Annotated in this window: 13 protein-coding genes; 6 read left to right on the forward strand and 7 right to left on the reverse strand. The window is 50.0% G+C overall.

Translation table 11 applies throughout. From position 1 onward, the window contains the following. Positions 1-30 precede the first annotated feature (30 nt). From ACQ4MZ_RS03385 to ACQ4MZ_RS03395, 3 genes are all read right to left on the reverse strand, one after another. The gene (locus tag ACQ4MZ_RS03385; protein ID WP_430842949.1) at positions 31-306 is read right to left on the reverse strand and encodes a DUF2442 domain-containing protein; all 276 of its coding nucleotides are present in this window, start codon (positions 304-306) and stop codon (positions 31-33) included. Then, positions 296-529 (reverse strand): DUF4160 domain-containing protein, encoded by a 234-nt coding sequence (locus tag ACQ4MZ_RS03390; protein WP_430842951.1) that lies wholly within the window; start codon positions 527-529, stop codon positions 296-298. The genes ACQ4MZ_RS03385 and ACQ4MZ_RS03390 overlap by 11 nt, the downstream gene beginning before the upstream one ends. 72 nt (positions 530-601) lie before the next feature. Beyond that, complete coding sequence (locus ACQ4MZ_RS03395) at positions 602-2,185, reverse strand: NAD(P)/FAD-dependent oxidoreductase (RefSeq protein WP_430842952.1); 1,584 nt, start codon at positions 2,183-2,185, stop codon at positions 602-604. A gap of 240 nt (positions 2,186-2,425) precedes the next feature. Here ACQ4MZ_RS03395 and ACQ4MZ_RS03400 point away from each other — a divergent pair, with 240 nt between their 5' ends. The 3 genes from ACQ4MZ_RS03400 to ACQ4MZ_RS03410 all read left to right on the forward strand — a co-directional run bounded on the left by ACQ4MZ_RS03400 (position 2,426) and on the right by ACQ4MZ_RS03410 (position 5,013). Further along, on the forward strand, positions 2,426-3,349 hold the full coding sequence (locus ACQ4MZ_RS03400) for a sugar phosphate isomerase/epimerase family protein (protein ID WP_430842954.1): 924 nt from the start codon (positions 2,426-2,428) through the stop codon (positions 3,347-3,349). A gap of 280 nt (positions 3,350-3,629) precedes the next feature. Beyond that, complete coding sequence (locus tag ACQ4MZ_RS03405; protein WP_430842956.1) at positions 3,630-3,842, forward strand: type II toxin-antitoxin system HicB family antitoxin; 213 nt, start codon at positions 3,630-3,632, stop codon at positions 3,840-3,842. Positions 3,843-3,849: 7 nt separating this feature from the next. Next, a complete protein-coding gene (locus tag ACQ4MZ_RS03410; protein ID WP_430842958.1) occupies positions 3,850-5,013 on the forward strand; it encodes an acyl-CoA dehydrogenase family protein in 1,164 nt (387 codons plus the stop codon). On the opposite strand, the gene ACQ4MZ_RS03415 is transcribed toward ACQ4MZ_RS03410, so the two are convergent. From ACQ4MZ_RS03415 to ACQ4MZ_RS03425, 3 genes are all read right to left on the reverse strand, one after another. Continuing rightward, positions 5,006-6,004, reverse strand: a complete 999-nt coding sequence (locus ACQ4MZ_RS03415) for a sterol desaturase family protein (protein WP_430842960.1) — start codon at positions 6,002-6,004, stop codon at positions 5,006-5,008. The two genes, ACQ4MZ_RS03410 and ACQ4MZ_RS03415, sit on opposite strands and share 8 nt — an antisense overlap. A gap of 189 nt (positions 6,005-6,193) precedes the next feature. Beyond that, positions 6,194-7,684 (reverse strand): helix-turn-helix domain-containing protein, encoded by a 1,491-nt coding sequence (locus ACQ4MZ_RS03420; protein ID WP_430842962.1) that lies wholly within the window; start codon positions 7,682-7,684, stop codon positions 6,194-6,196. Positions 7,685-7,850: 166 nt separating this feature from the next. Further along, a complete protein-coding gene (locus ACQ4MZ_RS03425) occupies positions 7,851-8,522 on the reverse strand; it encodes a porin family protein (protein ID WP_430842964.1) in 672 nt (223 codons plus the stop codon). Between the two features lie 280 nt (positions 8,523-8,802). On the opposite strand from ACQ4MZ_RS03425, the gene leuS reads away from it, so the two are divergent. Next, the gene (leuS, locus tag ACQ4MZ_RS03430) at positions 8,803-11,610 is read left to right on the forward strand and encodes a leucine--tRNA ligase (protein ID WP_430842966.1); all 2,808 of its coding nucleotides are present in this window, start codon (positions 8,803-8,805) and stop codon (positions 11,608-11,610) included. A 76-nt stretch (positions 11,611-11,686) separates the two neighbouring features. Here leuS and ACQ4MZ_RS03435 read toward each other — a convergent pair whose 3' ends face one another. Continuing rightward, the gene (locus ACQ4MZ_RS03435; RefSeq protein ID WP_430842968.1) at positions 11,687-12,067 is read right to left on the reverse strand and encodes a carboxypeptidase-like regulatory domain-containing protein; all 381 of its coding nucleotides are present in this window, start codon (positions 12,065-12,067) and stop codon (positions 11,687-11,689) included. Positions 12,068-12,224: 157 nt separating this feature from the next. Here ACQ4MZ_RS03435 and ACQ4MZ_RS03440 point away from each other — a divergent pair, with 157 nt between their 5' ends. Continuing rightward, complete coding sequence (locus tag ACQ4MZ_RS03440; RefSeq protein ID WP_430842970.1) at positions 12,225-13,031, forward strand: glycoside hydrolase family 25 protein; 807 nt, start codon at positions 12,225-12,227, stop codon at positions 13,029-13,031. 57 nt (positions 13,032-13,088) lie between these two features. Further along, a complete protein-coding gene (locus ACQ4MZ_RS03445) occupies positions 13,089-13,508 on the forward strand; it encodes a hypothetical protein (RefSeq protein WP_430842972.1) in 420 nt (139 codons plus the stop codon). Positions 13,509-13,555 lie beyond the last annotated feature (47 nt).

The following is a 13,555-nucleotide window of genomic DNA, read 5'->3' on the forward strand; positions in this document are numbered from 1 at the left end:
GAAGATTACGCCTAAGTTAATGTAGGAAACCTAAATCTTCGCGTAGTTGAGCTCTCTTTTGAAGTCAAAAAAGCTCTCGAGACTCAAATCTTCGTCCAATTCTTCCCAGTGAATGCTGTCGCCTAAAGGGCCGAGTTCAAATAGAAGCCGCTGTTCCGCAGTGGCGTTTTCCAGCCGTTTAAACCAAGACAGCGGATTACCGATAGTGTGGCCACTGTCGAGCACCAGGTATATATTGGTTTCGTCAAACCAAACTTTGTTGATCTTCATTGCTTCTGCTTTTTGTGTATTAAAATCATTCACCATGAAATTCGTGCCATTTTTTAATGATCAGCTCCGAATGCTGTTCAACCAACGCCTCGGCGAGCATCAGGTCTTTCGGTTTGATTCCATGACTTTCCACCAATCTTACCGGATTTACTTCAAACTTGGCCGTGCCATCGGCATTTCTGACGTGGATGTGAATGGGTAAATGTTCAAGACTGTAAAAGAAAAATTTCATCCCGAACATCCGGAAAATTTCAGGCATAACTAGTGTGTGATAAATGTTTACAATCGATATACACAAATATAACAATTACTTATACCGATTGTAAATGCGCTAAACCAGCGCTCCGGCATACAACTTCGCCAGTTGCTCTGCACATCTTTCTCCATCCATGGCAGCGGACATAATGCCCCCTGCATAACCAGCCCCTTCGCCGCAAGGGAACAAACCTTTTATTTCAGGATGCTCGCAGGTCTCGCGCTCGCGAGGGATGCGTACGGGCGAGGAGGTGCGGCTCTCGACGCCGATCAACTGGGCGTCGTTGGAGAGGTAACCCCGCATTTTGCGGCCAAAATCCGACAATGCATCGCGTAATGGGAATGCGATGTGGCCCGGAAGCACATCGTACAGGTCGACGGATTGCAAACCGGGCTGATAGGATGTATCCCGCAAATGGGCAGAAGTACGGCCTTTTACAAAATCAACCGCGAGCTGCGCCGGTGCTGTTTGCGTGGCCCCTGCGAGTTGGCAGGCGGCTTGTTCCAGTTCGCGTTGCAATTGCAGGCCGGCCATCGGACCGAATTCTTTGTAGGGGGCCAGATCAGCCTCTTCGATGGTTACCACCATGCCCGAGTTGGCGTACGGCGAATCCCGCCTCGAAGGCGACATGCCGTTGACGACCACTTCGCCGGAAGCCGTTGCTGCCGGCACGATAAAGCCGCCCGGGCACATACAAAAGGAGAAAACGCCCCGTTGCACGCCTTTGTAGCGGGTTTGGGTGACCAGGCTGTAAGAAGCGGCCGGTAGGTATGGGCCGCGATCGATTTCACAGTGGTATTGTATTTTGTCAATCGTATTCTGCGGATGTTCAATCCGAACGCCCATCGCGAAGGACTTGGTTTCGATCAGGATGTTTTTGGTATGCAGCAATTCATAAATATCTCTGGCAGAATGGCCTGTTGCGAGTATCACGCCGATTCCGGTGTGCTCGTCTTTGTCATTGGTGACCACGCCGGTCATGCGGCCGTCGCGAACTATGAGGTCTGTGACCTTGGTATCAAAATGGATCTCACCGCCGGCTTTGAGAATGCTCTCGCGCATTTCCGCAACTACTACCGGCAGTTTGTTGGTGCCAATATGGGGATGGCTATCGATTAGAATTTGTTCGCTGGCGCTATGTGCGACGAATATTTCAAGTACCCTGCGAATATCGCCCCGCTTGTTGGAACGTGTGTACAATTTGCCGTCCGAATAGGTCCCGGCACCGCCCTCGCCGAAGCAATAATTGGATTCGGGGTTGACGTGGTGGCCCTTATTAATAGCCGCCAGATCACGCCGTCTGGTGCGTACATCCTTACCTCTTTCAAACAAAACCGGCTTAATCCCCAGTTCGATCAACCGCAATGCGGCAAACATGCCCGCCGGTCCGCAACCGACGATCAACGCCTGCGGGCGCTTGCTCACATCCGGGTATACAATGCGCGTACCTGCCAATGCGGGCGGCGTTTCGCCCACGTAAACTTCGGCCTGCACATTGATTTTCACCTGCCGGCTGCGGGCATCGATCGATTGGCGTGTCTTGCGGATAAATGGGTTGTCGCTTTCGCGCAGGCGAAGTTTTTGAATTACAAAGCGACGGAAATTGTCTTCGTCCAGTGCGACCTCGGGCGCCAGCGTTAATTGGAGCGTATGCTGCATATTATTTTGGAAAGGGATTTATCCTTTAATGCCACAAAGGTACGGATACTTTCACAGCACGCAACCCCGCACAATTCGTGACAATCCTTGACAACTCCTGACTACACATGACCATCCCCGACCATTCGTGACAATACATGACCACAACCGACTACGCCTGGCCGCACACCCGGGTAGCAAACCGTGCGGCATTACTTTAATGCATGACGATCATCAAACACCATCCAAACCGATCAAATCATGTCGCAAAACCGCCGCCAATTCCTGAACACCCTGGCTGTTTCGGCCGGAGTAGCAGTACTTTCGGAAGTTGCCCGGGCCGAACAAAGCGCCGCGCCATTTCCATTATCCTGCAATCAATATTCCTGGATAACCTTCTACGCCCGCGACGGGAAAGATTGGGGCAAGGATCCGGACGCCTCGCTGGCCGAGTTTGCTTCCACGGGTTTGAAGGCCTACGAGCCAGCGTTCAACAATGCCGGCGAGGTGTCGAAGCTACTTCCTGTACTCAAAAAACACCGGCTGGCAATGCCCTCCGTTTACGTCAATACTGCGTTACACGAGGCGGAGGAAGGGCTCAAATCCATTGAATCCGTGCTTTCCATTGCCGACGCACTCAAACCGGTGGATACTAAAATCATTGTGACAAATCCCAGCCCTATTCAATGGGGAAGCGACAAGAACAAATCCGACGAACAACTTACCCGGCAGGCTCAAAACCTCGATAAACTCGGTGCCGAGCTCAAAAAGCGCGGCATGACCCTCGCCTATCACACGCACGACGTGGAGCTGCGCGCGGCTGCGCGGGAGTTCCATCATATGCTGCTCGCCACGGACCCTAAAAATGTGTCGCTGTGCCTGGATGTGCATTGGGTTTACCGCGGTTCGGGCAATTCGCAGGTTGCCTTGTTCGATATTGTGAAATTGTATGGAAAGCGCATTGCCGAACTGCATTTGCGGCAATCAAAAGGCGGCATTTGGCAGGAGACTTTCACAGAAGGGGATATAGATTACCCAAGATTGGTACAAATGCTGGACGGCCTGGGTGTAAAGCCGCATTTGGTTTTGGAACAATGCCTCGAAAAAACCTCTCCGAAGACCATGGATGGGGTTCAAGCACATAAGGAGGATTTGGTTTATGTGAAGGAGGTGTTTGGGGTTTAAGAAAATACGGAAATCCAACAGTCAACACATTGGCACAAATTTGAAAAATTGATGATGAAATTGTTGTCAGGTTCTTCAGATAACAATTTTAGTTTTGAAGAATTACGTATGATTTTATTGAATCTCGGGTTCATCGAGAAAATGGGCGGGGGCAGTCACAGAATTTTTTATAAGGAGAATATTTCCGAAATTGTAAATATCCAGCCGCTCGGTAGCAAGGCAAGACCCTATCAGATTAAGCAGGTGAGGGTGATTGTACTTAAATACAAATTATTCAGCTATGAATAGCAAATATGAATTGATCATGTATTGGAGCGAGGAAGATCAATCCTTTATTGTTGAAGTCCCTGAACTCCCGGGATGTATGGCAGATGGCGCGACGCAAAGCGAGGCATTAGCGAACGCCCAAAAAGTGATCGACGAATGGATTTCGACGGCAAAAGAACTGGGTCGGGAGATCCCCAAAGCTAAGGGCAAACTGATGTACGCCTGATTCCACAATGACTCAAACAGACTTCTTCAACATCTCCGACCTTCTGACCGAAGAGCAACGCCTCATTCAGCAGGCGGTGCGCGATTTTTCAGACAGGGAAATCAAACCCATTATCGAAGATTGTGCGCAAAAGGCCGAGTTTCCATTGCATTTGATACCCAAGTTCGGGGAGCTGGGCGTTTTCGGACCGACGATTCCGGCGGAATATGGCGGGGGCGGGCTGGATTATACCAGTTACGGGCTAATGTGCCAGGAGATCGAAAGAGGCGATTCGGGTATGCGGTCGACGGTTTCGGTGCAGAGCTCGCTCGTGATGTGGCCGATCTTTGCATTCGGTTCGGAAGAGCAAAAACGTAAATACCTGCCCAAGCTCGCGACCGGCGAATGGCTGGGATGTTTCGGTCTCACCGAGCCCGACTACGGTTCCAACCCTGGTGGAATGAAGACGCATTTGACGAAAGCCGAGGGTGGTTATGTGCTTAACGGCTCCAAAATGTGGATTTCCAACGCACCCTTTGCGCACGTAGGCGTGGTATGGGCCCGGAATGAAGCGGGGCGGGTGCAGGGCGTGATTGTGGAACGAGGAATGGAGGGTTTTTCAACACCTGAAATCCATCACAAATGGTCGCTGCGGGCGAGCGCGACAGGCGAACTGGTCTTCGACAATGTATTTATTCCTGACACCCATATCCTTCCGCGTGCAGAGGGGCTGAAAGCTCCATTGCAATGCCTCGATAAAGCGAGGTATGGCATTGCCTGGGGAGCAGTAGGTGCGGCGATCGATTGCTACGAAACAGCTGTCAAGTATTCTGCGGAGCGTATACAGTTTGATAAACCGATCGGCGCTTTCCAGCTAACGCAAAAGAAACTGGCCGAAATGCTGACTGAGATAACGAAGGCACAACTACTCGCGTGGCGCCTGGGCAAATTGATGGACGCAGGCGAAGCTACCACCGTTCAGATCTCCATGGCGAAAAGAAATAATGTAGAAATGGCATTGCATACCGCCCGTGAAGCCCGCCAGGTCCTCGGCGCAATGGGCATTACCGGCGAATACCCCATTATGCGCCACATGATGAACCTGGAATCGGTGATTACGTACGAGGGGACGCATGATATCCATTTGCTGATCCTTGGTGCGGAGATTACGGGGATGCAGGCGTTTAAATAATAGTACTTCGGCTGTCGGCTGTCGGCTGTCGGCTGTCAAATTTGCTTGTTACTTCGTCCGATGGCTGATAGCCGATGGCCGAAGTTGCATTCGCCAGTTTTCGCTGTAAGTCCTTACTCGTCTCGCGCGAGCCGTCGGGAGACCATCCCGGTGCTTTGAAGAGATATTTCAACTTCGTTTTAAAGTCGATCGGCTGTGCGAAATCTTCTCCGATCGCCTTCCATTCGTGGAATACGGTTTGGGCTAATCCCTGTTGTTCGAGGGATTTGGTGAGTCCGTAGCGCGGGGGCTCACTGGGCAGTTCTTCCTGAAAGGTGCCAAAAAGGCGGTCCCAGATGATCAGGCACATACCCATGTTTTTATCCAGGTACTGGATGTTGCTTGCATGGTGGACGCGGTGGTGCGAAGGGGTTACGAAAATGTATTCCAGCCAGCCCAGCTTACCTACGTATTCGGTGTGGACGATAATGCCGTAAATCTGCGTAATGGAATACATCACGATGATATCAGCCGGGTTGAATCCTACCAATGCAAGCGGAATGAAATAAATGAACCGGTAGAGCGGCTGGAATACCGATGACCGGAAGCCCGTAGTCAGGTTGAAATGCTCCGAGGAATGGTGCGTCACATGCACGGCCCAGAACAGCCGGCAGTGATGATCGACATAATGCAGCGTATAGAACGCCAGGTCCTCGGCGAGGAACAATGCAAGCCAGTACCAGTAAGGATTAGCGATCGGTTCAAAGAAGGAGAAATTGTAAAACCAGATCAGTACGCTTACGTAAGCCGCGCGGAACAGCAAATCGATGCCGCCATTGAGCAGCATCAGCACCGCGTTCATCAATGTATCTTTCACAGAATAGGCCGGACGTCTGGCCAGTTCCTCGTGTGGTGTATTGTATGTTAAAAAGATCTCAAGACCGATCAGACAGATATAAAAAGGAGTCGATAGTTTTAGAATGAGATCCTCAAAATCATAAGTGCCGGGCATAGCAATTTCTTCAAATAATAAACAAAGATAGTTGAGAAGAGAACTGTAAGTTTTGGCCTGCCTATTTCTAAGATTTTTTTAATAGCAACCGACAGGGTACTTATCAGACATTTATTTGACAGGAAACCCCCATTCAAGGTTCAAATTTCCCGGGTTTACGTTTTAAATATACTAAGTAACCGGAAATGATCAGTTAATCATCCGTTTCAGTGCTTTCCTTAATTCCTCGTTTTTGTGCCGTTTTTGCAGGATTACCGGCGCCGCAATGCGCTCCCGGCAGTCGAACAGCGAACAGCGCTCGCAGGTTTGGTTCACGTCCCTGGCCGCCAGGGAAGGGTCGTCCAGGAATGCCAGTTTCTCCCGTGTTTGCTCGTCGAGGTAAATGCCCATCGACACGCTCACGTTCAGGTTGGGAGTGGGCGACATCGGTTGGGCGAAACTCACTACGAGATATTGATCCTGTGTATCGATATACGTCGATTTCTGGGCTTTGCACAAAATGCGGGGCGGCTGCTTGGCCTGGATAATATCGCCCAGATCGTTCAGGATGGTGAGCGCCACCCAGCGGCGGCAGTAATGCTCGTCGCGAACGGTATGCGGGTAATGCTTTCTTGAAATGTGCATTTCCTTCGTCATATGGAACAGGTTCTGTCCGACGAAGTTATTGAAACGCGAAAAGAAGATCTGGTTAATGCCGAAATACCGCGGCAGGATATTGCTGAGCCGGTAACAAAACGATTCCGGCGTGGTATTAAAATCGTGGATGAGCTGGATCAGCTTCTCGGGCTGCCAGGTTTTTTGTGCAAAAAAATCGGCAATGGCCGGTACCAGCAAACTTCTTTTGATGATAATAGCACTGGCAAAATAGGATGCCTTGAAGTTGTTGAGCAATTGCTCAAACGACTCCGCTTCGACTAATGCGGTCGTATGCAGGCGGTTTTTCAGGTTTAAATACAAATACCCGATTTCCCGCCCATAGATAAACGCCCGCTGCACGGAGGATAAATGCGCATTGATCAAAAGACGCGTACCGGCTGCATTGGGGATCGTAAGCGACCGGACCGTCGCAAACTCGGGATTGTTGCGTTCGTTAATAGGCTCGATCGTATAGCCGTACTGGTCTTTCAGAATGCTTTCGAGCTGCTGCTCGTCCAGGAGGCGTGATGCCTCCACATTTTGCTCCGCCAGAAAGCGCTCGGCTTCCTCTTCGATATCTTCGAAATAATTGTCGTGCATTTCCTGGTACGTCCGTAATGCCGAGAAATAGAATTTCTCGATCGACATGTTGTAATTCCGGGCGATTTCGATGAGCGTTCCTACGAACGCACTGATCTTGGTGGGCGCGTCGGAAAGGATTTCGAGGAGGTTGGCCGGGTCGATGCCGAACAGTTCGAGGGGAAGCTCTGTGAGGATATTCGAGCTGAGCAGGTCAGAGATCGGTTCCAGCCTTTTGCTCAGTTTTAATGAAACCAGCGTGTCATAATCGACCTCAATGGCACTCGCCAATGCAAGGATTTTGTCGGATTTCGGATACTTTTTCCCTTTTTCAATTTCATTGATATAGGAAATCGACAACCCCGATTTCTGGGAAAGTTCGCTGAGCGACATTCCTTTGTCGAGCCGGAGCTGTTTGAGTTTGAGTCCGAAAACCAGTCTTACATTATCTTGATTAATAGCCACTGTACCGATATATGGGCCTGATTTTGTGCGATTTCGCTTACAGGCAATTTAACGAATGAAACACAAAAGTAGAAATAGCCCCGCATTCGGCCTTCATGAGCAATAAAAAAAACGGAACCGTTTACACAGATTCCGTTTCAGGTTTTGGCTCTGATTTTACCCACTTTTAAAAAATCGCGAAACCGAGCGTGGCCTGGAAAAGGTTACCCTTTTTGCCAAACTGGGAAGCGGTAGTTGCATTGTTGAAATTCACTTTCACAATCTCCGTGAAGTTGCCTTCGTAACGTACATCGAGGCTCATGCGTCCGAAATCGAAGCCGACGCCGGCCTGATAACCATAAGCCAGCCGGTTTTTGAAGGTCACATCCGAATTGTCGCCGGTGAAATCATCGAATGAATCCCCAAGCTTGCCGTTGCTGGATAATCGCAGCGAGGCCATCGGTCCTACATTGACCCGAAAAAATTTCGCGACACGGAAACCGAAGAGCACCGGAACATCCAAGTTGCTGAACCGTACATCGACTTTTCCTTCCGAATTAGTCAGGCCGTCTTTATAAACGTTGAATTTACCCCCTTTCTGGGACAACAGTAACTCAGGTTGTATGTAGAACGTTTTTCCAAAACGGAAGAAAACCCCGCCGGCAAACCCCAGCGAACGGTTCGAATTGTCTTTAAAGTTGAATGCATTGCCGCCCGGCGCGAGGGTGAGGTCATTGCTGCCATTGATGTTCGATAAATTGGCACCTGCCTTGATACCGAAGCGGAAACCGGGGTCGTACTGAGCGGAGGCGGAGTAGCTGATCAATAATGCAAACAGTGCAATCGTCACGTTTCTCATAGCATTTGAAAATTGGGGTAAGATGAATAACTGCTGCATAACGGTAAAATCTTGTGCCGGATTGCATAGCTCCGGAGGGCCCTCCTGCGCCACCGTCGTGCCTGTCCGCATGATGATGGCGTAATAATATACCGGACCACCTGAATCCGATCAAAAAACGCTATTTTTGCGGTTTATTTGAGAAAATAGAAAACAAACAAAAGCTTTACCTTCTGATAATCAGTATTTTGGGCGGGTATACACACCGAGAACCCGGGAAAAGCATAACAACTAACAGGATATGAGTGAGTACAGTCATCGGGAAATAGAAAAAAAATGGCAGGACTACTGGCAGCAAAACGGTACGTTCAGCGTGTCGAACACGTCGGAGCTGCCTAAGTATTATGTGTTGGACATGTTTCCCTATCCTTCGGGAGCGGGCTTGCATGTGGGTCATCCGCTGGGGTATATTGCCTCGGACATCTATTCCCGCTACAAAAGGCTGAAAGGCTTCAATGTGCTGCACCCGATGGGGTTCGATAGCTTCGGTTTACCGGCCGAACAATATGCGATCCAAACCGGCCAGCACCCGGCGATTACGACGGAGCAGAACATTACCCGTTACATCGAACAGCTGAAGAACCTGGGATTGAGCTATGACTGGAACCGCGAAGTGCGGACTTCCGATCCGGGCTATTACAAATGGACGCAGTGGATTTTCTCCGAACTGTTCAATAGCTGGTACAACAACGATACCGACAAGGCTGAGCCTATCGAAACACTGACCGCGAAGTTTGCGCAGGAAGGTAATGCCAAAGTAAACGCGCCTTGCGACGAAGATACCCCCGCATTTACTGCCGAGGAGTGGAATGCATGGTCGGAAGAAGCACAATATAAGATGACATTGAAATACCGCTTGACCTATGTCGCCGATGCCACTGTAAACTGGTGCCCGGGGTTGGGATCGGTATTGTCGAACGACGAAGTAAAAGACGGTGTTTCGGAACGCGGCGGCTTCCCCGTGATCCAGAAACTGATGCGCCAGTGGATGATGCGGATCACCGCATATGCACAACGTTTGATCGACGGGTTGGATACGGTGGATTGGACGGAGTCACTGAAAGAGCAGCAGCGCAACTGGATCGGACGGTCGGTCGGCGCGTTGGTGAAGTTTGCAGTGGACGATGTTGATGCTAATATTGAGGTATTTACGACCCGTGTCGATACGATTTACGGCGTTACCTTCATGGTAATCGCGCCGGAGCATGAGTTGGTGGATGTGATCACGACACCGGAGCAGCGTGCGGAAATCGACGCGTACATTGCCATGACGCAGAAGAAGTCGGAGCGCGACCGGATGTCGGACGTGAAAACTGTTTCGGGCGCATTCACGGGTGCGTATGTGCTCAATCCGTTGAATGGAGAGAAAGTGCCGGTTTACATTGCCGACTATGTATTGGCAGGCTACGGTACCGGCGCGGTAATGGCCGTGCCATCCGGCGATCAGCGCGACTGGAACTTCGCGAAGCATTTCAATTTACCCATTATCCCCATCCTCGATGCACAAAAGGACATCGAAATACAGGCCGACGCGACGAAGGAAGGGAAATACATCAATTCAGGTATTATCAATGGGTTGAGCTATAAGGAAGCGACCGACAAGCTGATCAGCTGGCTGGAAGAAAAAGGATTAGGTAAAGGCAAGATCAACTATCGTCTCCGGGATGCCGTGTTCAGCCGCCAGCGTTACTGGGGCGAGCCGGTTCCTGTATATTACAAAAATGACAGCGAAGGCCAGCCGGTACCCTATTTGCTAGACCTGAGCGAGCTGCCGTTGAACCTGCCGGAGGTGGACAAATACCTGCCGACGGAAAATGGTGAGCCGCCGCTGGGCCGCGCGCAAGGCTGGGAACACGGCTCGGGCAATGGCTACGAGCTGAGCACTATGCCGGGTTGGGCGGGCAGCAGCTGGTACTGGTACCGCTACATGGACCCGAAAAACGAAAACGAATTTGCATCGAAAGAAGCGATCAGCTATTGGAAAGATGTGGATTTGTACATCGGTGGAACCGAGCACGCGACCGGCCACTTGCTGTACAGCCGTTTCTGGAACAAATTCATGAAAGACCGCGGCTTTGTGCAGGAAGAAGAGCCGTTCAAGAAGCTGATCAACCAGGGGATGATCCAGGGACGCAGCAATTTTGTGTACCGGGTTAAGGGTGAAGATTACAGCAGGCCGGTATTCGTGAGTGCAGGTTTGAAATCACAATATGAGGTTTCCGCATTGCATGTGGATGTGAATATCGTCGAAAACGACGTGCTGGATGTGGAGAAATTTAAAGTTACGCGCCCGGACATCGCGGGCGAAAATGCGGAATTCATCCTCGAAGACGGCAAATACATTTGCGGCGTGGAAGTGGAAAAAATGTCGAAGTCGAAATTCAACGTCGTGAACCCGGACGACATCGTGGAGCGTTACGGGGCGGATACCCTGCGTTTGTACGAAATGTTCCTGGGACCATTGGATCAGGCGAAACCGTGGAATACCAACGGCATCGACGGAACTTACCGCTTCATCCGTAAGCTGTGGCGCTTGTTTTACACCGAAACCGGCCAGTGGCAGGTGAAAGACGTTCCAGCGAAGCCTGAGGAGTTGAAGATTTTACATAAAACGATTAAAAAGATCGGGGAGGATATCGAAAACTTCTCATTCAACACGGCTGTGAGTGCATTTATGGTGTGTGTGAATGAACTGGGCAGCCAGAAGTGCCAGAGCAAGGAAGTTTTGGAACAACTGGTAATTCTGCTTTCGCCTTATGCGCCGCATATCTCAGAAGAATTGTGGGCAGCATTGGGTAACGAAGCAGGTGGTGTTTCCAAAGCCGCATTTCCCGTATTTGAAGCGAAATATGTGAAGGAATCGGTATTCGAATATCCCGTGCAGATCAATGGAAAAGTTCGCGCTTCGCTGACTTTCCCGCTGGATACGCCTTCTGCTGAAATCGAGAAGGAAGTTTTGGCGGACGCAACCGTTCAAAAATGGATGGAGGGCAAGCCGGCGAAGAAGGTAGTCGTCGTGCCAAAGCGCATCGTGAACGTGGTGATCTGATCCCGCGATTGAAATACAAATGCAAAATGGCCAGCCCGGTGTCGGAGCTGGCCATTTTGTTTACAGATAGGGCTGGTTACTTGATGGAAACCTGGCGTTCGGTGCGGATCTCGGACACTTCGAAGCTCTTTTCGGTTTTCTGACCGTTGGCGGAAACCTCGATGCTGTAAGTGCCGGCTGGCAATTCATTCACATTAAAGGTCTTTCTGAACTTATCGGTGTCGCGGTCTATCGTTTCGCGGTACATGATCTGTCCGCTTTTGTTGGTGATCAATACCACTGCTCTGCTGTCGGTGTACTTGTCGACGTTAACGTGGATCTTACCGCTGTTGGAAGCGAAAATACCGGTCCCGAACGTTGCTGCTTTTTTGCTTTCTTTATCTTCGGCGAAGGCATTGAATGCGAAGGTGGCAGCGATTACCATTGTCAATGCGATGGATTTAATTGAAGGTTTCATGGCTATGTTCTTTTAAGTGATGGCTAATAATTCCGTTTTGTTGATTCAAATATATGGGCTATGTCAGGTACTATGCATTACATAGTACACGAGTGGTAATTATGGAAAATGAATGGCGATATGCCGGGAATAGCGATCTTTCTTAATTTTGCACAGTATGGCAAAGAAGAAGACCCGCACCTCGTTCAATAAAGTAAAATACCTGAAACCGCTCCCGGCGAAGGGTTGGGCTATTATCGGGGCCATTGTAGTGGTGATTGGCGGGCTGATCTGGTGGAACGACCGGACGGACGAAAACCAGTGGGAGTTCATCAGTAAATTCGGGATTAAGCTGCCGCTGCGTTACGCAGTCCATGGGATCGACGTTTCCCACCATAATGCGAAAATCAATTGGGACAAGCTCAAGAACGCCCGTTCCGAAAATGTGAGCATCGATTTCGTGTACATCAAAGCGACCGAGGGCGCCACGCACCTCGACCGGCAGTTTAAACGAAACTGGGCCGAAGCGAAAAGGGTAGGGATGAAGCGCGGCGCATATCATTTTTACAACCCGCGGGTCATGTCGGATCGCCAAGTCGATAATTTCATTGGTCAGGTGAGAATGGAAGCGGGGGATTTGCCGCCCGTGCTGGACCTGGAAGTGAATGGCGGCAAGCCGGACGATATTATCATTAAAGGCGTACGCAACTGGCTTACGCTTATTGAGGCGCATTATGGCGTGAAGCCCATCATTTACGTCAATGAGCATTATTACAAAAAATACATCGCCGGAAACTTCGACGATTATCCGCTCTGGCTTGCAGGCTACTCTCGCACGCACCTGAACGACCTTGCTGCGAATGCCCACGTGTTATTCTGGCAGCACAGCGAAAAAGGTTGGGTAGACGGCATCCGGGGTTTCGTGGATTACAACGTATTCCTGCACGAACGCACCGACTGGGAAAATTTGGCGGAGGCTGAATAATTTATTCTGAGTGACTTACGTATTAGTATCAGTTACATCCTTAACTGACCTACTGCTGTGAAAAACGTTATCCTCGTCCTGACTGTGTTGTTTTTTACCCGATGCTCCCAGCACGATCCCGTGCGTGGAGATGCCACAGGAAATTTTACGGGTACTTATAAATATGCTATTGCTTCGCCACTGGGATTTGTTTCCAAATATACCTGGGTAGTTACGCGGCGCTCGGCCAATGTATTGGACTTCGATATGCAAAAAGTCGTTGTGAGAGGGGATGGGTCAGAGATTTCCAGTCGTGACACGGCGACGGAAATCGAGGTTAAAGATGAAAAAAGGCTTCATTTTTCATACACCGATAAAAACCGCCGGTTAATACAGGTCACTTTGCTGGCAGCTCCAAAGAAACTGACAATGACGAGTTCGGCTTTGCAGGGAGATGACGCTACCCATGTAGCATGGTACGAATTTGACAAACAATAGTATAAGCTATGTTTTCACACCTATAAATGTAAATCGGCTATGAAGGG

The organism is Dyadobacter sp. BHUBP1 (genome assembly GCF_050587785.1).
Classification (GTDB): domain Bacteria; phylum Bacteroidota; class Bacteroidia; order Cytophagales; family Spirosomataceae; genus Dyadobacter.

What these genes read in the sequence shown, in the direction of transcription:
- ACQ4MZ_RS03385 (WP_430842949.1), bottom strand. Translation starts at nt 306, where the DNA reads ATGGTGAATGATTTTAATACACAAAAAGCAGAAGCAATGAAGATCAAC.
- ACQ4MZ_RS03390 (WP_430842951.1), bottom strand. Translation starts at nt 529, where the DNA reads ATGCCTGAAATTTTCCGGATGTTCGGGATGAAATTTTTCTTTTACAGT.
- ACQ4MZ_RS03395 (WP_430842952.1), bottom strand. Translation starts at nt 2,185, where the DNA reads ATGCAGCATACGCTCCAATTAACGCTGGCGCCCGAGGTCGCACTGGAC.
- ACQ4MZ_RS03400 (WP_430842954.1), top strand. Translation starts at nt 2,426, where the DNA reads ATGTCGCAAAACCGCCGCCAATTCCTGAACACCCTGGCTGTTTCGGCC.
- ACQ4MZ_RS03405 (WP_430842956.1), top strand. Translation starts at nt 3,630, where the DNA reads ATGAATAGCAAATATGAATTGATCATGTATTGGAGCGAGGAAGATCAA.
- ACQ4MZ_RS03410 (WP_430842958.1), top strand. Translation starts at nt 3,850, where the DNA reads ATGACTCAAACAGACTTCTTCAACATCTCCGACCTTCTGACCGAAGAG.
- ACQ4MZ_RS03415 (WP_430842960.1), bottom strand. Translation starts at nt 6,004, where the DNA reads ATGCCCGGCACTTATGATTTTGAGGATCTCATTCTAAAACTATCGACT.
- ACQ4MZ_RS03425 (WP_430842964.1), bottom strand. Translation starts at nt 8,522, where the DNA reads ATGAGAAACGTGACGATTGCACTGTTTGCATTATTGATCAGCTACTCC.
- leuS (WP_430842966.1), top strand. Translation starts at nt 8,803, where the DNA reads ATGAGTGAGTACAGTCATCGGGAAATAGAAAAAAAATGGCAGGACTAC.
- ACQ4MZ_RS03435 (WP_430842968.1), bottom strand. Translation starts at nt 12,067, where the DNA reads ATGAAACCTTCAATTAAATCCATCGCATTGACAATGGTAATCGCTGCC.
- ACQ4MZ_RS03440 (WP_430842970.1), top strand. Translation starts at nt 12,225, where the DNA reads ATGGCAAAGAAGAAGACCCGCACCTCGTTCAATAAAGTAAAATACCTG.